Raw genomic sequence first — 19,469 nt, 5'->3', positions numbered from 1 at the left:
GTACCGCCTTATAGACTGGCCCCACTCAAACGCCCGTCCTCAAGGAGCCAGCATGCACACCGTCGCTCATTACTTCCTGCTGTACGTCGACAGCCCGGCCACCAGCGCCAACTTCTATAGCCGCCTGCTGGACCAGCCGCCGGTGGAACTCAACCCGACGTTTGCCCTGTTCATTCTGGGCAATGGCGTGAAACTTGGGCTGTGGTCGCGTCATACCGTGGCGCCGGCAGCGCAGTTGACCGGCGGCGGTGGTGAAGTGGGCTTCTCGCTGCCCGACACCGGCGCCGTGGACGCGTTGCACGACCTGTGGGTCGAACGTGGCGCGACGATCATTCAATCACCGACCGCCGTGGATTTCGGCTACACCTTTGTCGCCCAGGACCTCGACGGCCACCGCCTGCGTGCGTTCAGCCTGAACGACTGAGCGCCAGCGCCCTTCCAGGCTGATGGCCGCGACACTGGCCAGCACGATCACCGCGCCGAGCATCACTTGCACGGCAATGTGCTCGCCCAGCAGCGTCGCGGCCATCACCATGGCGACCGGTGGAATCAGGTACATCGCCACCGACGCACGGCTGACCTCGACATGCTTCAACACGTAGCCCCAGGCCAGGTAGGCCAGGGCGCTGGGGAAGATACCCAGGACCAGCACCGCCAGGTTTTCCGCCAACGGTGCCTGCGCCACGGCGGCGGGCAGGCCCGGCAGGTTCACGCAGAGCATCAGCGTGCCGGCCCACACCATGTAGCACGCCATGGTCAGCGGGCTGTAGCGGTGGGCATAGTGTTTCTGGATGGCGAAATACACGCTCCACGACACTGCCGCGAGCAGTATCAGCAAGCCTCGCGGGTCGATATCGCTCACGCCCTGGTCACCCCAGATCACCACCAGCACACCCAGCAATCCCAGCAAGACGCAGCTCCAACGCCACAGGCTGACCCGCTCCTTGAGACAGACAAACGCGATCAGCACGCTGAACAATGGCGCCGACTGCGCCAGCACACTGGAGGCTGCCGCCGTCACCCATTGCTGCCCATAATTGAGGCTGGTGTGGTGCAGGAACACCCCGAAGAACCCCAGCACCAGCAACCACGGCACATCCCGCAGGCGCGGCCGGCCAATGCCCAGCACCAGGGCTACAGCGCCCATGAACACCGAGGCAATCAAGAACCGCAGCAATGCCAACTGGCCGGGGCTGTAGCTGTGCAGCCCCATGTGCACGCCAATCGGCGAATAGGCCCAACAGAGGATGACGCTGGCGATGACTAGCGTAAGCTTTACGGGTGACGGGGTATTCATCGACGGCGTCCGGAACTGAGAAGGAATGCCGTCAGTCTTGGCCCGGCCAAGGCGCAGGACAATTAACCGTTTCTGACTTCTGAAATCACTGGAACTGAGCGATGGAACTGGCCCAACTGAAAATGGTGCGAGCCGTGGCGCAAACCGGCAGCGTGGCCCAGGCCGCCCTGCAATTGCACTGCGTGCCGTCCAATATCACCACGCGCATCAAGCAACTGGAGAGCGAGCTGGGCACCCCGCTGTTCATCCGCGCCGGGCGGGGGCTGGCGATCAGCGCGGCCGGTGAGATCTTCCTCGATTACTGCGAGCGCATCCTCGCCCTGGTGGATGAGTCCAAACGCGCCGTGGACGCGAATGCCATCCCGCGCGGGACCTTGCGGATCGGGGCGGTGGAGTCCAGCGCCAGCGGCCGCTTGCCGCCGCTGCTGGCGGAATATCATCGACGCTACCCGGAGGTCAGCCTAGAACTGGTGACCGGTGCCTGGGGCCAGCTGCTCGATGACCTGCAGCACCACCGCCTGGACGTGGCACTGGTGGCCTCGGGCAATAAACGCGCGAAGCTGGAACACAGCGTGGTCTACAGCGAGCGCCTGGTGCTGATCGCCAGTGCCTCCAGCGCCCCCATCCAGAGCGCCCAGGACCTGGCCGGCCGCACCTTGCTGGTCTGGCCACCCGGCTGCCCCTACCGCGCGGCACTCGAAAACTGGGTCAAGCCCCATGACTTCAAGCCGACCATCGCCAGTTACGCCAGCTGGGGCACGATCATCGGCTGCGTCAGCGCCGGGATTGGCGTAGCACTCGCGCCCGAAGGCATCCTGGCCCGCTATGAGCAGGCCAACCAGTTGGCGTCGTACCGATTCGAGGAACTGCAGGCCGTGGACAACCTGCTGTTCTGGCATAAGGACACCCAGCGGCACTTGGCACGGGACGCCTTCGCCGGGCTGCTGCGCGAGACGTTTGGCTAACCCTTAGCAGCTATTTCGTATTATCCTCCCGCGAAATTAATTCAAAATGTAAGGGACTACCATGAATTACTTCCGCCTGTTACTGGCGGCGGCCGCCCTGAGCCTGCCTGTCGCCCCCGCTTTCGCAGCCGCCCCACCTGCCCCCGTAGAAGCCAGCGCCCCCGCGGAAACGGCTGAGCACTTTCTTGCATCACTCAAGCAGAAGACCGGCACCATCAGCCTGCCCAGCGGCATCGCCACGCTCAAGCTCAACGACGAGTTCTACTACCTCGACCCGGCCGACACCGAGCGCCTGCTGACCGATGGCTGGGGCAACCCGCCGGGCTTCAAGACCCTGGGCATGATCGTGCCGAAAGCCGTCAGCCCGCTGTCGGAGCGCGGCTGGGGCGTGATCGTCAGCTACAAGGCCGACGGGCACATTTCCGACGAGGATGCCGCGAAAATCGACTACGCCGACCTGCTCAAGCAAATGCAGGAAGAAGACGAAGCCGAGAACCAGGAACGCCAGAAACAAGGCTACGCGGGCCTGCACCTGCTGGGCTGGGCCGAGCCGCCGCGCTACGACGACACCACCCACAAGATGTACTGGGCCCGCGAACTGAAGGCCGACGACGCCGAGCAAACCACCCTCAACTACAGCATCCGTGTGCTGGGCCGTGAAGGCGTGCTGGAACTCAACGCCGTCGCCGCGATGGCCGACCTGTCCACGATCAAGCAGGAAATGCCCAAGGTCCTGGCCTTCACCAACTTCACCGACGGCAACCTCTACACCGACTTCAACCCGAAAACCGACAAGCTGGCCACTTACGGCCTCGCGGCATTGGTAGCCGGCGGGATTGCCGCCAAGGCCGGCTTGTTCGCCAAGATCGGCATCTTCCTGCTGGCGGCGAAGAAGTTTCTGGTGATCGGCGTCGTGGCGCTGCTCGCCGGGGTGCGCAAGCTGTTCAACCGCAACAAGGCCTGAAACCCGGACACAAAAACGCCGCTGCGTGCCAGGCACGCAGCGGCGTTCGGGAGGTCTCAGCGCGGCGGCGCGAGACGGCTGTATTGGCCCTGGCTGATCCAGCCGCTGAACGAACGGTCCTGGGCATTGATGAACTCGACCTGGGCCCAGCCATCCTTGACGGCCAGCACGCCCACCACATCACCCTTGACGATATACGGGCGCTTGGCGGCCTTGGCGCCAGGGGTTTTCTGCAAATACGCCTTGTCGGCGGCCACCGTGACCAGGCCGATCCAGTTTTTGCTGGCGGTCCGGGTCAGCTCCAGGCCGGTGGCAATCTCCGGCATCAGCACGTTCATGCAGCCGGGATGCTGGCGGCCCTGCTCCACCGTCAGGGTAACGCCGTCGGACGACGGGGCCACGCTGCCGGGGTAGGCTTCGTCGTGCCAGGTGGTCAGTGCGCCGGGCTGGCCTTGCAGGTAAAACGCGCAACTACGGGTCACGCCCTCGCCCAGTTCCTCGGCGTAGAAACCTTCGACTTGATGGTCAGGCGTCACTGCCAACATCAGGCCCTCGTACTTGCCCGAATGCAACGCAGGGGTGCCAGCAAACGCAGGGGCAACCGCGCACAATGACAACACGCCGACAGCAAGAAAACGGATCATCTTATTTCTTCCTTTCAAATTCTTCGTAGGCTTTTTTCATAAGGACGTCATAGTTGCCGTAGTCCTCGCCGTTATAGTTGTAGGCCATGGCGGTAAAATCCTTGGCCTTCATTGCCTTCATCAGCGCCGGGCTCTTGCTGCAAAAACTCAAGTACGCTTTAAGTTGGTTACCGGCATTCACCTTTAATGCCGCGACGAATTCAAACACGGTCTTGTAACCGCACGATCCGAAGTTGAAGCCCATGACCTGAAACATCCCCCAGGACGCCGACATCAACGCCGCTTCCTGATCGAGGGCGAAGGCGGTCGCCATGGTTTCCCAGGCCTTGACCTGGTCCTTGTTGTTGACCTGCCACTGCGGCCCGGCTTTTCTCTTGTAGCGGTAAGACAGCAGCGGGTGCGCCTGGTCGTAGATATGATTGGTGTACTTGCGAAAGTGGTGCCCTTCGAAGGCGATGATCGGCAACTTGGCCGGCCCGAACCCAAAGCGCCCGCCAGACTCGATGGTCGCGAAAGCCTTGATCACATTCACCGAAATACCGTTGCCCAACTGCGTGGCGGCGTTCTGGAAGTCTGTATCGCTGAGCGTCATGCCCCCGTCGCACGTGGCCTGCATCATCAGTTGCCGGTTACGTCGCTCGGCCTCGATCGTCGCGCGAACGCGGTCCAGATACACATTGACCGTCGCCTGCACGGCATCGCCCTGGTTATTGCCGAACGCATTCAAGAAGCTGGGGATGCGCAGGGTCGGGAAGGCTTTGACCGGCACCTTCACCGCCTCTTCGATCAGACTGTTGAAGGTCCGGCCGGTGGGGTCGATCACGCCATCGGGGTGGGCATATTTAAGGTGGCGAAACTGATACTGGCTGATGCACTGCACCAACTGGCCGTCACACTTGCCGTTTTCGGCCAGTGGAAAGCCCATCTTGGGAATGATCAAGTTGAATAGATACTGGATGCACTGAACATCGGCGGGCAAGTTACGGGCTTTACCGGGAGCACCTACCGAAGCACTGATAAGACGGGGCAACCCTTGCAGGCTTTTCATCACAGACATCCTTGTGAGTTAAAGAAGTGATAGCACTTCAATATCATTGCGTGCTCTTGTCATAATCTGAAACAAGTAGCCGGCGCAAACTAGCAAGGTGGTTTTGGGTTGTCCAGAGTGAGTATTAAAACCTGTGAAAGAGCCCTCACCAGGGTGCCGTTAAACCGTGCAATGACCATTAAGCGAGGTATTTGCCGGCGCATTCGGCTACTGTCACGGGCGCATGACGCTCGCAACTGAAAACATTCAAGGATTGAAATGAAAGCCACCCTGCTTATCGTGTCGCTCGTAGCCCTGCTGGCCGGCTGCGCCTCCACACCGACGCCCGACCTGTCACGCCCCTCCATCGCCGACACGCAGTCGGTGCAGTTCGCCGGCAAGACGTTTGTACTCAAATTCCGCAAACCGGGGCTGTGGGAGTTTTTCCCGCCGCAGGAAAGCGTCGATGCCTGGAGTGAAATGCTCGACTTCACCGTCGTCCCACGCGATCAGAACCGCTTCGAGCCGCTCGACCTGGGCAAACGCACCGTGCAACTCCACCAGCAGGAAAACCCGAACATGCCGGCGATCCTGACGACGGACAACAGGACCGGGGTCTTGTACCTGATGCTGTTCTTCCCCAAGTCACTGCGCAAGGATGGGCAGTTCTCTGAAATCAGCTTCTTCAAGTACTACAAGGACAGCGCCACCGACCAGATCATCATCTTTCACTTCGCCCGGAATATTCCCACACCGGATGACCCGGTAGAGAGCACGCAAAAGATGGGCGCGGAATTGGTGCCGACGTTCAAGGCCTTTCCACTGTATCGGCCATAAAGCGCGCAGCAGACATCGATTCGCCAATGGCGATTGGAACTGAAAGGATTTTTGAGGGGTGTTGCGGAAGAGCGTTATGGAGGCAACCCCACCAGCCACACCCCGGCACACAATGTTCCCGCTGTGGCTGCTGCCTTCCGGCTCTGACCAGGTTCACGGGTAATCGTTGCGGGGGGACCGATGGGGTCACCATAACGACGCTTGCCTCTCGGCAAGCGGGGCCTCCAATCGAATACTCTTACGCTCACCACCATCACGCGGATGCGAATTTGGCGTCATGTTACTAGCAATCCGGAGGCTCTACGCAAGCTATCTGTACCACCCGTTTGCCTCCCTTTTGTACCAACAGAGGATGCGAACAACGCAAAATTCCCCCCATTCGGCTATATACTCATTTCTAACACTGAGAACATTCATCTATAACTTTTTTTCTGCAAACCTAATTGTTAGCTATGAATGGCGTAAACCACCATCAACCAACGGCTCGCCTCCCAACCGCGCTCCACAAGTTCGACTGATTAGGAGTAAGCCATGGAACCCCTAATACACGAAGAGCGAGATCTCGAAAAAGAAAAGCGAGAGAAATTAGAGAGCAAGGAGGACCGTGCAAGAGTGGAGGATTTCGCGGAACTGCTGGCTTCCTCCCTTGCTGCCCAATTCGGTTACAAGCGCAACTATGTGACTTTGGGACTTGGGCCTACGGTAAACGCCAGGACGCTCATATATGACCTCTACCTCCGAATTACTCCGCCAAGAGGTCCATGGACGGAGACTAAGTGTCTGGTCATCACCCGGATGGCGTTCACACCCAGTCATAAAGGCCATGGACGGCGCTGTGTATTCCAGTGATGGCGACAACCGATTCCAGTGATTGTGCGCCATCCGTGCCACAGGTTTTGCCTAGTCAATCCAGTGGTTGTGATCCACTGCAACGACGATCCTACCCACCAAGCCATAGGCAGCGGACGTCGAAATTTCTTTACACCTCTATTGGCGAGAGAATCGCTTCTGGCTGATAGCAGACTGGCGTCATCGGCTGCAATCGGCCAAAAGCGGACCGCCGGCGCGGTTCTCGTTCAGCCCGATAGTCAAGGCTCACAGCACGCGACTGCATATCTAAAGTCATTCTGGCTTATTGCTTGCACCTATATCCCTATAGGCCCCCTCTCATTTTCCGTGAACAGCAGAAACACCATAAGGCCGGGGCATTCCTCGGCCTTTTTTGTTGTTCGACTATGTTAGGATTGATGGATATTTATTGCCTTGAGTTACGCATGCCTAAAGCCATCGTTGTTGAAGATGAACAGCTTGAACATGCGGTTAAGGTTGCCAGAGTCAGCAGCGTTGAGAACGGCAACCGGGATGCCGCCTTGTTGCTGACTTGCTTTGGAACCGGGATGACCGTGACAGAAATTTGTAGGTTGCTTGTGAGTGACTACCTCACAGAGACGGGCCCGGTTTTGGTTGATTCCCAAGTGAGGGCAGAGATTGCCTATAACCACCGTTCGAGGCCGCTGTGCTGGACTAACAGGAAGGTGATCAACGCAATAGACACGCACCTCGCGGAAAGGCTTGAGCGCGGCCACGGAGTCACTACCAGGGTGATGGCTTTTCGTGGCCTAGATCCAGACTCGCCGTTGTTCGTGTCCGGTCGTACAGGCGAAGGGTTGAAGATTAGCGCCCAGGTACGCGACGGGAAGACGTACTACAGCGCGAACCAGCTTACACGGCTCTATACCCGTCTGTTTGCGATGGCCGGCATCGAAGGAGCCAGCTCGCAGTCAGGGCGGCGGACATTGGCGGTCAAACTCAAGCGTCGCGGCATTGATCTGCGGCACATCAGCGCGATACTGGGCATCGAGAGTCTGGAAGCGGTCAAAAAGCTCTGCGCGGGCGATCCAGCTCGCCTGGGCGACATAGTTCGGAGAATCATTTGATGGAAGTGGTGTCATGACTGCATCTCGCTCGCTTCAGGTCGCTTAATCCATAAGGAGCTTTTGATGGTCCCTAGAAGCATACTGACTCGTACCTTCCACGTATTGCACTGCGGCGGCATAGGCACGGCATTCACAATTGATGTTGATGGTCGTCAGTATCTCGCGACGGCAGAGCATGTGGTCAAAGGGCTCGCATCTGGGTCGAGCATTTCCGTTCACCGCAACGGCTCATGGCAAGCGGTTGCGATCGGTGAGGTTTGGCATTCAACTACAGGCGCCGACGTTTCACTGCTAAGTTTGAAAGAACCACTCTCCCCATCGGAACCGATAGGACTCGGGACGAGCGCATCCTATTATTTATCTCAGCAAATATATTTCTTAGGTTTTCCATTCGGCCTGCACATGGAAGCGGCTCAGATAAACAATGGCTTCCCGGTTCCTTTTGTCAAAACTGGGATCATCTCAAGCTTTAGCCCGAAGAGTGGGGGCAGCCAACTAATTTACTGCGACGGCTACAACAACCCAGGATTTTCCGGGGGACCTATCGTGGTGAATACGCCCCAGAACCAGGTCCTCGTCATTGGCGTGGTTTCGGGCTATCGCTACAACGAAGATCCCGTGATGTTGAACGGAGCCGATACGGGTTTGACCTATCGGGCCAATACAGGATTGGTCATAGGTTGGGGAATCGACGAGCTTGTAGTTCAGGCTAGGGCGGCCAAGAGCGGGGCGCTCATCTCATGATACGTAACATTGCTCAAGCGCGAGTCATTGGGGCCAGCCGTTTATTGCCAGGATCTGGCGCAAATATATAACTCTGCCATGCTGAGGGAAAACGCTCAGCTGCGCCCTCAAGCCCTGGCCTGAAAACCGGGGCCAAGGTCGTAGGAGGGGGTACTTCGCCGCCCCATTTTGATGGAATAGAGCTATGAGCGTAGAAACCTGCCGAATCTGTGAGTTTCTCCACGACCCTTCGGATGAAGAGGATCAAAAAGTCCACGCGGTTATTCATAAGAAGTTTGCGCGAGGCTCCCAACCAATCAAGGTTCGTGACTTTTCAAAGGCGTTTGGTTGGGCTGTAGCATTTAACGATGGGGGGCTCGAACGATTAAAGGATAATTACGACCCTGAACTTGGCAAGCTTGTTGTAGCGTTCTCTTGGTGGAGCCGAGCACTTTCAAATGGCGCTCCGGAGAAAGATTTTGATCGCTACATGGATGCTCACTTGGCATTTGCTGATTCGTTGGTAAGTGGTGTCGGCGAGAAAGAGGCAAGAGCGGCAATTCGAAAATGGGAGCAGTTCGCCGGCTAGCCTCCCATCCCAGGAAAACGGGCCATGGTGCTTTGAGGCGTGGGTGCAGGACTACTCCGATAGGGCCTGCGAGCGTCGGAAAGCGAGAGGTGCTAGCCCTTTCAACGAAACTACAGGCATGCACTCACTACCACAAAGCATAGGGTTCAAAGAGGAAAATATGAGTGCGTTAGCGATAGTGGTCGGCTTGTGGGGGCATTCCTGCCTTCCACATTTAGGGGCATGCGGTGAAGACGTGAAACAAGCAGATTTTTACGGTGTGTATGCAGTCGAGAACTGCGAAACAGCCAGTGCTGTGTTGACCGAAAAAGCGCAACACTTGGCGTTAAAGGGAGAGTCGGTGATGTTCTACTGCAGGCCAGAATCTAAACCCGAGCGTTGAGGGAAAATCCGCAGCACCATCAGCCCGTCCTGTTCGGGCCTCACGACAATGAGGGACAAAATTATGCCGTTCGAAAATGTTGAACAGGTTCTTGAAGAGCGCGATCCGGCGTCGGTTAACAAGCGTTTCGCCGAAGGATGGACCCTATTGGCCATCGTCCCAGGATTCGACCCTATCAATGGTCAGGGCTTCACCTGCTACGTGATGGGCAAGGTTGTCAGCGAAGCAGAGAAGGCCGTACGGTTGCTCAAAGAACGTCGTGATACCAAAGAAAAGAACGAGTTCCTATAGGAGACCGCACCAGATACACCCAAGCCCCGGCCTGGCGCTACAGTAGAGTCATACGGTTCGTATGCTTGAGTTCAAGGAGTGAAACGTGAAATACAGCGAAGGGAGCCGCTAGCCGGCTCTAAACAGTAACCCCCATGCAAGCCGAAGTGGATATGGAAAAGAGGTATTTATGGTAAGCACAGTAACGATCTACAAGAGCGCGGGGATCATCAAGATCGACGAAGTGTCGTTCTGCCCTAAAAGCTTTTCGGATGCAAGGATAGAGGGAGGACACCCAAACGGCCCCGTATTTTGCTTGGGAGCGGCCAAGGCAGTGATCAGTTTAACTGACGCGAACCTACTGGTCGCGGCTGGTGTGACTGACAATAGGTAGGACAGCGTTCGCTGCACACCAAGGCACTTGACTGGGCATTACTCAGTACCAGGGCGCAATTACGCACCCGCGAAATCGAGGTTTTCCAAAATGGCAGCGATTTACGACGGTTTGGATTTTAAAACACCTCTAGAAGCTCAGTGGGCGGCCTTCTTTGACCTTGCTGGTTGGACTTGGCATACAAACCCAGCGTCAGTTGGGAATTGGGCTCCTGATTTTCGAGTGGAATTTCCTTGCGGGCATAGTGAATGCAATGAAACTCACACGCTTTTGGTTGCTGTTCTGCCTTTCTCAAGCATCGCAGCGTTTGGTGATCACCCATCTTTGAGTCATTGCTACGGCATTGAATCCCCGTACGACGACCTACATCCATCCGTGGACGCTGGAGCAGCATTTGGCACTTCTCCGCATGTCACTGTGTGGGAGTTTTCTCACGGGGCAGGGGGCGGTCAATACAACGTACGTGAGTGGGTAAGGGAGGTTGACTCACTTTGGTCTAAGGCAGCGCAACTGGTCCATTCGAGCGTGAAACGAAGCGCTACGAAGGCTTAGGAAAATTGGCTAGCGCCCGTGGGTTTGCTGACTGCTGTCATCCAGAGCTACAAGTCGCCCAGTCCACCAGCCCCACGAACAACGGAAAAATCGCTGCACTATAAAGCCCGCCCTATGGGGGCCGAGGACGTACGAGCAGGGCGTACTTGGCCCGGAATCGACGGGTAGCGCACAGGGAGTTGGCAGTAATATGAGAGATAATTTCTCCGAAACCATCAAAAAAGCGCTTGCTAGCCGAGCAGCGTACTTTTGTTCCAATCCGCATTGTTTGAAACTCACAATTGGACCCTCTTCTGTTTCGACCGAAGCGGTGAAGACGGGTCATGCTGCGCATATTCATGCGGCATCCGAGCACGGCCCCCGGTACAGCTCATCTCAAACCCCTGAAGAGCGCAAGTCGTTTGAAAACGGAATATGGCTATGTAGGGAGTGTGGCGTCATCATCGATAACGATCATCATGGGTACTCCGCCGATGAGCTTAGGAGATGGAAGGCAGATCATGAAGCAATGGTTACCGAGGTCCGCACTGAAGGGTATTCGCGCAGTCTAGCCTTGCTCCAAGCCAATCGGATGGAACCTCAAATTGCAAAGAAAATCATCGCCTCCCTGGAGGACCGTAGGTCTCTGTGGGTAACGTTTGATGCAGAGTTTCCCGACCGTGTTCGACAATCGTTGGATGAACTCCGATCACGATTCTTCGCCATTCGCGGCGATCTAGTGGATGGAACCCCCCTAGATCAGATTTTGCTGTCGCTCACCAAGACCATCCTGACGTTTTTCAACACGGTTGAGTCTATAGACATGAGGATTTTGCGCTGTGACGGGGGCAACCCCGAGTGGCGACAGTTCAGCGATGCACTTGCAAGTCTAAGGAAAGCGATCGCGTTGCAGATTGTGAACATCGCGGATGCTTATGGCATTGCTTTAAGCTCGGACCTGAAAAGCATGGCACCACGCAAGGCCTGACCACTTCCGTATTAGGCTCTCAAAGGCACTTGAGACGCTAACCAGATAATTCGAGGAAATCGGGTGGCACTACATCTGGTGCCGTTCAGCAGCTGCTCGAACACAATATTTAGTGTTTAACCCGGAAAGGAAACCCACCCATGACTACCACCCCGAAACATGCGCGTAATCGCCCCGCGCCGCCGATGCCGCTGAGCGGGCCGATCAGTATCCCCCTGGACGCTGAGCTTCTGCGTAATCTCAATGAGTACCGTCGTGCGACGTACTCTGCGAAATATCCGCCAGAGAACTATTACCCGATGCACACCGTAGATGAACTCAAAAAAGCCAAGACGGCCCGCGAGTCACTGGTAGCGGGTTTGCTCGCTTGGGTTGATGCGGAATGCGGGGCTTCGCAATAAAAAGCGCAGCCTTTAAGATCGAGGACATCCAGGAGAGACGAAGTGGCGCACCGTTCTGCGCGTTTTCAACACCGGTTACCTTTTCGCAGACATCAATAATGATCTGGGCGAATGGAGCAAAACGGCAGAGACGCAGCCGCTGCTCGCCCAGATGGCTTATGCGTATGCCAGGCGCATCGCGGTTCAAGGCTTGTACGCTCAGGGGCTTGTAGATCGTAATCTGGTTGATCATGTAACCGGCATCTTCAAAGCCATGCAAGTGAAGACTGGGCAAACCGTGGAGTTCCAAGAGCAGGCACTGGTTGAGGCGACGGCGTTGATTATTGGCTATCACCCATTGGCGACTGGTCATTTCTCGAAGAGCCTGGCTCAGTGGTATCGGGTTAACTCAGATGTGGGGCAACATCCTCGACTGGTGGATTCCGAGTTGTTCCGAATGGTGCTAGACCACGCTTACGCTGTGCAGGAAACTTTGAGGCCTGAGCAGGACAGCAGAGTGAATCTCCCCTGATTTCATAGACGCGCTCAATTGTCTGACTTTTGCCAATTAACCAGTTCTGAATGATGGAAGCGGGTCGGAAGTCGCCTGACCCGATCGGCGGCTTTTGGCCGGTTAGCGACGGTCTGACTACGACCGTCGCTATACATGGTCAAACCTCAGTCTGTTCCGCCATCTCCAGGGCGTCATCGACCTCAATCCCCAGGTATCGAACAGTGCTCTCCAGCTTCGTATGGCCGAGCAGCAACTGAACTGCTCGCAGGTTCTTCGTCCTGCGATTGATCAGTGACGCCTTCGTACGTCGCATTGTGTGGGTGCCATACATGGCTGGATCAAGGCCAACGGCCTTCACCCAGCTTTTGACGATACGTGCGTATTGACGAGTAGATAGATGGTTCGAAGTATGCAACCGGCTAGGAAAAAGGTAGTCCTCGTTGCGTAGCTGGGCCCGATGTATCCAGGCTGCGAGAGCAGACCGTGTTTGCTCAGTGATCTCAAACTGCACATGCCGCTGCGTTTTCTGCTGCATCACCATGACTCGTGATGATACGTGCTCGCCATGAGCAACATCGCGCACGCGGAGGTTGGTTAAGTCGCAGGCTCGAAGCTTGCTGTCGATGGCCAGATCGAAAAGAGCCAGGTCTCGGGTTCTTTCCGCAATTTGAAGCCTTACTCGGATGGCCCAGATATCTCTCATTCGGAGTGGGGTTTTCTGCCCGACTAATTTTCCTTTGTTCCAGGGCTGACGGCTGCAGGTAGAAATGATGTTCATGAGAAGTCCTCCACGAGGGGAAGGACAAGAATGGCTAATCAGAGCAACGGTCGCTAACCGGCCAGAAGCAGTCAGTTACGAATAGCTATCATCGCGACTCAGCTACATGAGAAATGCACCCTGGTTCCTATTAGTAGGAGAATCTAAACTCACTTAGCTCGGCACACGACAAGAAGCGTGATCACCCGATGGCTTGGAACGATATCGGGGACGTGAACAAGGCGATTCAGAACCTGATTCTGAGCTATCATGCGCTCGGCGCGGAAGGGTCTGATCGTCCTCCAGCTTTTTTACTGACTCCAACACCCCCCATCACCGGCCACTTTGACCGCGATCATTGGTTTGCGTAAACACAAAACTATGTTCCAGCGACCTGAGGATCATATAAATGGCAGGCCATCGCTATCGGTAGCGCTCAATTTTCTCAAGCTCTGAGTCAACACCTAAATCCCGCACATATTCTTCATAAGTGTCTTTATATATACGCCACGCTTCTTGCACCAGCTTATTATGCTCACTAATCTGGCCATACATATGAGCAATACTTGATTTTATTTTTACCTCCTCAGATACTGGTTTGTGTGAAGCTAGGTCTTCACCAGATTCACAAAGTTCTACCAGCTCGCATACTATATTTTTTATAGCCCTCATGTAGGAATATATTACGGTATGGGAAACTACAAATTCATACCTAACTAAATCCTGATATGAAATATCTTCTATTATATGCAGATTGCTTTCAAACATTCCTTTTATATGCGTCTTCCAGCGTAATGACAAAATATTCAGCGCAGGAAACGACTCAAGAAGTTCCGATAGATGTCTAGAGTTTTTTGAAGCGCTTGCATAAACAGCCAATAACGCTCCTGACCTAAGTGCCTTTTCTCTCTCAATAGCTTGTTGACTATTTCTAATCTGTTGAGTGCCTAGATGGGCAGCCCCAAGTATTGCAGCTACAGCTCCGAATGCTTGGGCCCAAGATGCCAGGCCGGCTGAGTTATTCAACCAACTATAAAGCAGGTTCAGATTCCAAGATCCAAGCGACCACAAGTTTGCAAAAATGCAACCTGACAGAAATAACCCCAAACAAACGCACCAGACTACCCAATCCCGTCTCAAAAGACTGCTCCAATTTTTATCTATCTATTTATCTGTACCGATTTCCGACCTGCCGGCAAAGAGTGTGATACCCGTCATCCAAAGAAGCACTTCCAGAAATATACTAGCTGCTATTTACCCGAACTCTCGCTGGATTGATGTGTCGCATTATAATCGAATTAGGCTGTACTACCATCCGCTTCCACAACCAAGTAGCGACTTAGCTATTTCACAACTCTTTTATCGGTTCAAATGTTGCCGAGCTTGATAGTGCAAAAAATGGATGTTCTCCAAACCCAGCAGCGCTATGCAACTCTTTTATAAGTTCCTGACACGCTTCAAAACGGGCGCGGACTATCGATAAATCTAAATGAGTTTGCCAGCCAACAGGGTTATCCTGCGACTCTGAGTCTATGGCGAGGGTCAGTTCATGCCTTTCCGTTCGCCCATGAGCCATATTATTTCTGAACTTAAGAACGGCAGCAACTCCCGGATGTGCTTGCTCGAGACTAAGCACAGGAAATCCTACTGCGTCACGCAATATCCTGTATTTAGCCCAAACAGATTTGCTCTCTTTTGAAGGGAACCAATCCGGAATTATTTTTTCGCCTAAATGATTCAAGTATGCCTCTACCGAAAACGCGCTCATAACCATGACACTTATCAAATCAAAAGCGAAACCCGGGTCTTCTTTTTCGGCGATGCGCAAGTATCTTTTGGCGGACGCATTAAGAAACGCAAATGTATTTAATTCTTTATACCCCATATCTTTTCCTTAGTGGTTCTAGCGTTCTTAAATAGAGTCTCGGGGTGCAACTACAGCAATCGACATATTCTACGGCGCGAACGACGGGAGCCCTTGCACACACGATGCGTGCGTTGAAGTTTTATGGGCTTTCCCAGAGTCAGCTCTTGGCCGTGGGCTGTCTTCCGCGAAGGGCGGCTCTGAGTCCTTTTCTACCTTCTCGTGACTGGCAGAATACGGCCAAAAGCAGATCTTTCGATCTATCGGAATTTTATAAATGATTAAAATTAGTCGAACGCCCATCAACGATAGTCATAGTTTAAAGAATCGGGATTCATAACCCTTTCAATGCCACTCTCAATCAATCCTTTTTTCAAAGCCATGTGTATTAGTAAAAAACTAGGGATTTCAAGCAAATGAGTTTTTGAACAAGTATTTAGCAGCTGTATTCGAGATGCATTAAACGGAAAACGATTCGATCTGTTGTGGCCGTGACATATCAACAGCTTTGATCGCAACTTCAAAGCCCGATGAATTACGGAGAGGAGCCACCCATCAAGCATCGTTAGCTGAATGACGTCGTCAACCAAGGGATAAAAACTCATAACCCCTTTAAAATATATCCTTTTGGCTCTACCGGACAAATAATCTTTAATTTGTTTATTGCTGAGGCCCCCATACATGTACCTGCGCACTTCTAACATGGCCGACAACAGATTGATATCTCTATTATTGGCCGGTATGCGTTGACCTGCGAGATTTTGCTGCTTGAGAGGTTGAATTAGATTACGATACAAAATATATGATATTTGTTTTTGAATTTTCTTTAGCGACTTATCTTTAATTGAAACCTTATCAACTGAAAGAGAGTATCCTAAGAAATTTAGACTTGTTTTTGCAACAATCTCAGATGGCAAACCATCTTTTGTTAAGATTGATATCCCTTCGGATTTGGCGGCATTAATTTTAACACCAGCTTGCTTGGAAAAACTATTGATAAATCCAAATGCATTGCATATCTTAGAATAATCTGGTGACCACACAATTGTATCGTCGGCATAGCGTGAAAACTTCACGCCTTCCCGCTCCAAATCTTAGTCGAACTTCCAGCAGGTTAGATTTGCCAGAAACAAGCTAATCGATGTGCCTTGGGGAACTCCAACCTTCCTCTCTTTCAGAAACGAATTAACTATGAATTTTTCTTCCGGACTTATAAAAAAACCATTCTCCAGGAACTGATCTTTAAGGAAAGAATGAGAGATAGAGCCAAAGAAATCTGAAAAATCAAATTCAGCTAAGAAAGTCCTTTCGTTCCTTCGAAGATCAACGGAGATGTCTTGTATCGCAAAATGAACGTTCCTATCGTTGCGATAGGCATAAGAAAATGAGCTAAAACGATGTCGATTTTTAGCCAGAAGCCTATTGAAGAACAGCTTTGATATAGCCGCGTCGGGGATTTGGTAAATCGCTACTTTTCTTATTCCGCCATCAGGCTTAGGGACAGATTTTATATACGGACTATTTGGGGTGTACGTACGATCTTCTATTTTTTTTGCAATTGACCGAGCAATGCTTTTGTACTTGCTCTTCACATAAAACGGGTTATATTTTTTATCAACATCCCAATAGTCCGGCGTATAAATTTTTTTGGGAGGTGCGGCATCTCCAAGACGTCTTGCATTCCTTTTAGCTTCAAGATGCACTCTATTATGGTATTCGTGATACCGAGTAATTAATTTCTCAGCCTCCTCACGAATTATGCTTTCCAGTTGTTTCTCTAAGCGCATACTCCCTCCAAACAAAAAAGCCTGAGTTAGACTCAGGCTTTTCCACGGTATCAACCCAAGTAAAAGTAAGTTATCACATGGTTGGGAAGGCTGTGACGCCTTCCCCCCGTCAGTGCGAGTCCTCGCAGCTGAAGACCGGCTATGGCTAGTCGGTAGAAGGCAACACCGTTATCCCCATAGGGGAATCTGCGTATGATAGCGATTGGCCTGCGTCTTGCAAAACTTTTATTTTTACAGTTACTAGATAACATCGAAAAGTCAACGACACTTGTGACCTCATTCAGCAACCGGCCACTACGCAAGGCTAGTACGGACGCTTAACGGCTGCATTGGGTCGACCTATGACCCTCGCGATGGCAGCTGTTGGCCAATTGCTGCCCTAAAAGGAAGGCAGTAATCGGGGTGAAAGGGAGGCTCCAATTAGGGCTGCCCATGCTCAACCATGCGTCCATATCAGTGATACGAGGGCGGTAGAATTTTCCGCAATACTTTGCAGCGACTCTTCTGGAGCATCGCATCGAAACACTCAGGTGACCCGGAGCTGTTTGAGCGAACCATGAGCGTTCATCCGGCCCTGAAAGCATTTATTTGAGTTGATTATTGCTATATCGCACGCGTCTTGGGGTAGCCTAAAGCTCTGGTAAGTTCGGCGCTAAATTTAAGGGATATAGATCTTCATGAAGAAACCTCGCTGGTACCTGCCTCTCAGTGAAAACCTCAGCGCTTCGCTTTCAATCGGGACTGTTCCAGATGTGGTTCGTCTGTCTCGCTATGAGGTTGCGGCGATTCTATACGTGCTCCAGCTACCCAAGCTGCCCGTGCGCTCGCCTCTGGAGATGGAGCGGGTGTTTGCAAATCTGCTGACTCATCACTCTGATAAGCTGAGATCGGCTTTGGCCGGCGCTTACAGCCAGGTTGATTTTGAAGCGGGACTTCTCCAAGCATCTGCGGTCGAGATCGGTCTGATGGACAAAGAATCGGTTGCTCGCCGTCAGTACATTCGTCCCGAGGGCACCTGGAATTTCGATTATGCGAAGCAGCATACGGCTTCATTAGGTGCTATCAAACATGAGCATGTTCGCCGAAGTGGTTTAGTCGTAAAACTTAGCGATCACCAGCTTCGGTTAGTTCAGAACATTCGGGCAAACTTGGAGGACTCCATCGATGCCCAAGCTCACGCAGGCACAGGGAAGTCCTTTGTGCTGGATGAGATATTGGCTCTTATGCCAGAACGCAGAATCCTGTTCCTCGCCGATGTGGAGCCGAAGCTCAAACCCATACGGGCTCGATTCTCTGAGGATCAGGTTTGGGCTGTAACATTTCGGTGGATGGCTACAAGACTTCTGGCAGGTGGGAATAGGGCTCTTGAGACAAGGTTGGACACGATTTCCAGATTGCCACTCTCGTATTCAGCGCTCGCAGAGAAGGCAGGGATCAGCTCCATCGGTAACCGGAATGCTGCCCGTGTGGCGGCTCTTTGCTGGTCGGTAATCGCCAAATTTAGTTTTTCAAACGATGCTCGGATTAGCATCAGTCATATACCTTCCGACCAGGTCCGCTGGCTCTCGACTTCTGAACAAGAAATAGTAGCGGCAGCGGCCGGAAAGCTTTGGTTCAAGATGACAAGTTTTGAGGAAGAGGCGGATCCCCTTCCGGTCCGTGGCTACCACCGCGTGAAACAACTGGCTTTATCGAGACTTCATCTACCTGAATCTATTGATACGGTGATCGTCGACGAAGGCCATGACTTGAGCGGGCCAATGGTCGACATCCTAGACAGGTCACCTCAAACTGTAATTACTTTGGGGGACCAGTTCCAAAATCTACAAGGACGATACATGCCGCACAACGCGAGGATTCGCCATCGCGAAATGGCTGTTTCGTTACGAGCAGGCCCAGCATTGGTCGATTACATCAACCCACTTTTAGCTGAGTTCCCAGACGCAAGCGCGTTACCGTTTGTAGCTGATAAAGCGAAAGACACGGTGGTGGCTGAATACCGAGCGGACTCATTCCCTCCTGAACCATCAGTAATTCTGGTGGCCGATGAATGGGGTATTTTCGACTGGTTAATTCGCAATCGCGATTTGAACCATGGTGCCGCGGTCATTGACTGGACCAATCAGTTCGAACCATTCCTAGAGGGGTGCCTTGATTTATATATGCATGACAAGCGCCCGAGCCACGGGGCGATTGCTCGTTTTCGAAGCTGGGAACAATTACATGCGGAAATGAGGTGGAACGACGCTTTTCTCAGGGTAGAGCAATGGCTTGAAATTGTGGGTACCAAATTTGGTGTTTCCGGGCTTTACCAATGCGCAAAATTGGCTGAACTCGCTGACGGAAAACCGTTACGTCCCTTGTTGGCCGACGTATTTACGGTGAAAAACTACGAGTTTCCGAGAATGGCAGTTTCTGAGGACTTGTACTATTTTTCTAATCTTCGAAGTAAAACTGAGCTGTCCAAAAAGCTCGCATTGCTATACACCGCGATCACAAGATCGTCTGGAAAAATCTACTTTCCGGATACGCATCAGGAGCGAATTGCGACAATTTTGAGCGCTCAAAGCTTGAGAGCAAAGCCACTAAACCTTCTTCACTTAAATGTCTAAGTAATTG

Annotated in this window: 20 protein-coding genes and 1 other RNA gene; 11 read left to right on the top strand and 10 right to left on the bottom strand. The window is 53.1% G+C overall.

Annotated elements, in window-relative coordinates:
• Positions 1-52: 52 nt before the first annotated feature.
• Positions 53-424: a VOC family protein gene (locus tag C9990_RS08005; RefSeq protein WP_106802977.1), complete on the top strand. Its 372-nt coding sequence runs from the start codon at positions 53-55 to the stop codon at positions 422-424.
• Here C9990_RS08005 and C9990_RS08000 read toward each other — a convergent pair.
• On the bottom strand, positions 338-1,297 hold the full coding sequence (locus tag C9990_RS08000) for a DMT family transporter (protein WP_106802976.1): 960 nt from the start codon (positions 1,295-1,297) through the stop codon (positions 338-340). The two genes, C9990_RS08005 and C9990_RS08000, sit on opposite strands and share 87 nt — an antisense overlap.
• A 101-nt stretch (positions 1,298-1,398) precedes the next feature.
• Between C9990_RS08000 and C9990_RS07995 the strand changes: the two genes are divergently transcribed.
• Both C9990_RS07995 and C9990_RS07990 read left to right on the top strand, forming a co-directional pair.
• A complete protein-coding gene (locus C9990_RS07995; RefSeq protein ID WP_065909572.1) occupies positions 1,399-2,262 on the top strand; it encodes a LysR family transcriptional regulator in 864 nt (287 codons plus the stop codon).
• Positions 2,263-2,323: 61 nt separating this feature from the next.
• Entirely contained in the window at positions 2,324-3,226 is a 903-nt protein-coding gene (locus C9990_RS07990; protein ID WP_065909570.1) for a DUF2167 domain-containing protein, read from the top strand.
• 56 nt (positions 3,227-3,282) lie between these two features.
• Here C9990_RS07990 and C9990_RS07985 read toward each other — a convergent pair whose 3' ends face one another.
• Both C9990_RS07985 and C9990_RS07980 read right to left on the bottom strand, forming a co-directional pair.
• Positions 3,283-3,870 carry a hypothetical protein gene (locus tag C9990_RS07985; protein ID WP_106802975.1) on the bottom strand — a complete coding sequence of 196 codons (588 nt, stop codon included), beginning with the start codon at positions 3,868-3,870 and terminating at the stop codon, positions 3,283-3,285.
• A gap of 1 nt (position 3,871) precedes the next feature.
• The gene (locus tag C9990_RS07980) at positions 3,872-4,918 is read right to left on the bottom strand and encodes an N-acetylmuramidase family protein (RefSeq protein WP_065909567.1); all 1,047 of its coding nucleotides are present in this window, start codon (positions 4,916-4,918) and stop codon (positions 3,872-3,874) included.
• A gap of 258 nt (positions 4,919-5,176) precedes the next feature.
• On the opposite strand from C9990_RS07980, the gene C9990_RS07975 reads away from it, so the two are divergent.
• Positions 5,177-5,734 (top strand): hypothetical protein, encoded by a 558-nt coding sequence (locus C9990_RS07975; protein WP_065909565.1) that lies wholly within the window; start codon positions 5,177-5,179, stop codon positions 5,732-5,734.
• Between the two features lie 86 nt (positions 5,735-5,820).
• On the opposite strand, the gene ffs is transcribed toward C9990_RS07975, so the two are convergent.
• Positions 5,821-5,917: signal recognition particle sRNA small type (ffs, locus tag C9990_RS07970), an RNA gene on the bottom strand.
• A 1,091-nt stretch (positions 5,918-7,008) separates the two neighbouring features.
• On the opposite strand from ffs, the gene C9990_RS07960 reads away from it, so the two are divergent.
• From C9990_RS07960 to C9990_RS32430, 6 genes are all read left to right on the top strand, one after another.
• Entirely contained in the window at positions 7,009-7,671 is a 663-nt protein-coding gene (locus C9990_RS07960; protein ID WP_106802973.1) for a tyrosine-type recombinase/integrase, read from the top strand.
• Positions 7,672-7,734: 63 nt separating this feature from the next.
• Positions 7,735-8,415, top strand: a complete 681-nt coding sequence (locus C9990_RS07955) for a serine protease (RefSeq protein ID WP_106802972.1) — start codon at positions 7,735-7,737, stop codon at positions 8,413-8,415.
• Positions 8,416-8,599: 184 nt separating this feature from the next.
• Positions 8,600-8,983 carry a hypothetical protein gene (locus C9990_RS07950; protein WP_106802971.1) on the top strand — a complete coding sequence of 128 codons (384 nt, stop codon included), beginning with the start codon at positions 8,600-8,602 and terminating at the stop codon, positions 8,981-8,983.
• Positions 8,984-9,143: 160 nt separating this feature from the next.
• Positions 9,144-9,365 (top strand): hypothetical protein, encoded by a 222-nt coding sequence (locus C9990_RS32255; protein ID WP_157955057.1) that lies wholly within the window; start codon positions 9,144-9,146, stop codon positions 9,363-9,365.
• A gap of 63 nt (positions 9,366-9,428) precedes the next feature.
• Positions 9,429-9,656 carry a hypothetical protein gene (locus C9990_RS07945; protein ID WP_106802970.1) on the top strand — a complete coding sequence of 76 codons (228 nt, stop codon included), beginning with the start codon at positions 9,429-9,431 and terminating at the stop codon, positions 9,654-9,656.
• 1,115 nt (positions 9,657-10,771) lie between these two features.
• Positions 10,772-11,548, top strand: a complete 777-nt coding sequence (locus C9990_RS32430) for a hypothetical protein (RefSeq protein WP_162946111.1) — start codon at positions 10,772-10,774, stop codon at positions 11,546-11,548.
• Between the two features lie 318 nt (positions 11,549-11,866).
• Here C9990_RS32430 and C9990_RS32250 read toward each other — a convergent pair whose 3' ends face one another.
• The 6 genes from C9990_RS32250 to C9990_RS32535 all read right to left on the bottom strand — a co-directional run bounded on the left by C9990_RS32250 (position 11,867) and on the right by C9990_RS32535 (position 16,850).
• Positions 11,867-12,301: a hypothetical protein gene (locus C9990_RS32250; RefSeq protein ID WP_157955056.1), complete on the bottom strand. Its 435-nt coding sequence runs from the start codon at positions 12,299-12,301 to the stop codon at positions 11,867-11,869.
• Positions 12,302-12,599: 298 nt separating this feature from the next.
• A complete protein-coding gene (locus tag C9990_RS07915) occupies positions 12,600-13,220 on the bottom strand; it encodes a tyrosine-type recombinase/integrase (protein ID WP_106802965.1) in 621 nt (206 codons plus the stop codon).
• 402 nt (positions 13,221-13,622) lie between these two features.
• Positions 13,623-14,306, bottom strand: a complete 684-nt coding sequence (locus C9990_RS32245) for a hypothetical protein (RefSeq protein WP_157955055.1) — start codon at positions 14,304-14,306, stop codon at positions 13,623-13,625.
• Between the two features lie 241 nt (positions 14,307-14,547).
• Positions 14,548-15,084: a hypothetical protein gene (locus tag C9990_RS32240; RefSeq protein ID WP_157955054.1), complete on the bottom strand. Its 537-nt coding sequence runs from the start codon at positions 15,082-15,084 to the stop codon at positions 14,548-14,550.
• A gap of 281 nt (positions 15,085-15,365) precedes the next feature.
• Positions 15,366-16,139 (bottom strand): hypothetical protein, encoded by a 774-nt coding sequence (locus tag C9990_RS32540; protein WP_218277272.1) that lies wholly within the window; start codon positions 16,137-16,139, stop codon positions 15,366-15,368.
• Between the two features lie 18 nt (positions 16,140-16,157).
• Positions 16,158-16,850, bottom strand: a complete 693-nt coding sequence (locus C9990_RS32535; RefSeq protein ID WP_218277271.1) for a reverse transcriptase domain-containing protein — start codon at positions 16,848-16,850, stop codon at positions 16,158-16,160.
• A 677-nt stretch (positions 16,851-17,527) separates the two neighbouring features.
• Here C9990_RS32535 and C9990_RS07905 point away from each other — a divergent pair.
• Entirely contained in the window at positions 17,528-19,462 is a 1,935-nt protein-coding gene (locus tag C9990_RS07905; RefSeq protein WP_106802964.1) for a hypothetical protein, read from the top strand.
• Positions 19,463-19,469: the final 7 nt, after the last annotated feature.

Source organism: Pseudomonas sp. S5D5, assembly GCF_003013355.1.
GTDB classification, from domain to species: domain Bacteria; phylum Pseudomonadota; class Gammaproteobacteria; order Pseudomonadales; family Pseudomonadaceae; genus Aquipseudomonas; species Aquipseudomonas aylmerensis.
The sequence above is the reverse complement of the archived record's forward strand: the minus strand, read 5'-3'. Positions and strand labels throughout refer to the sequence as shown.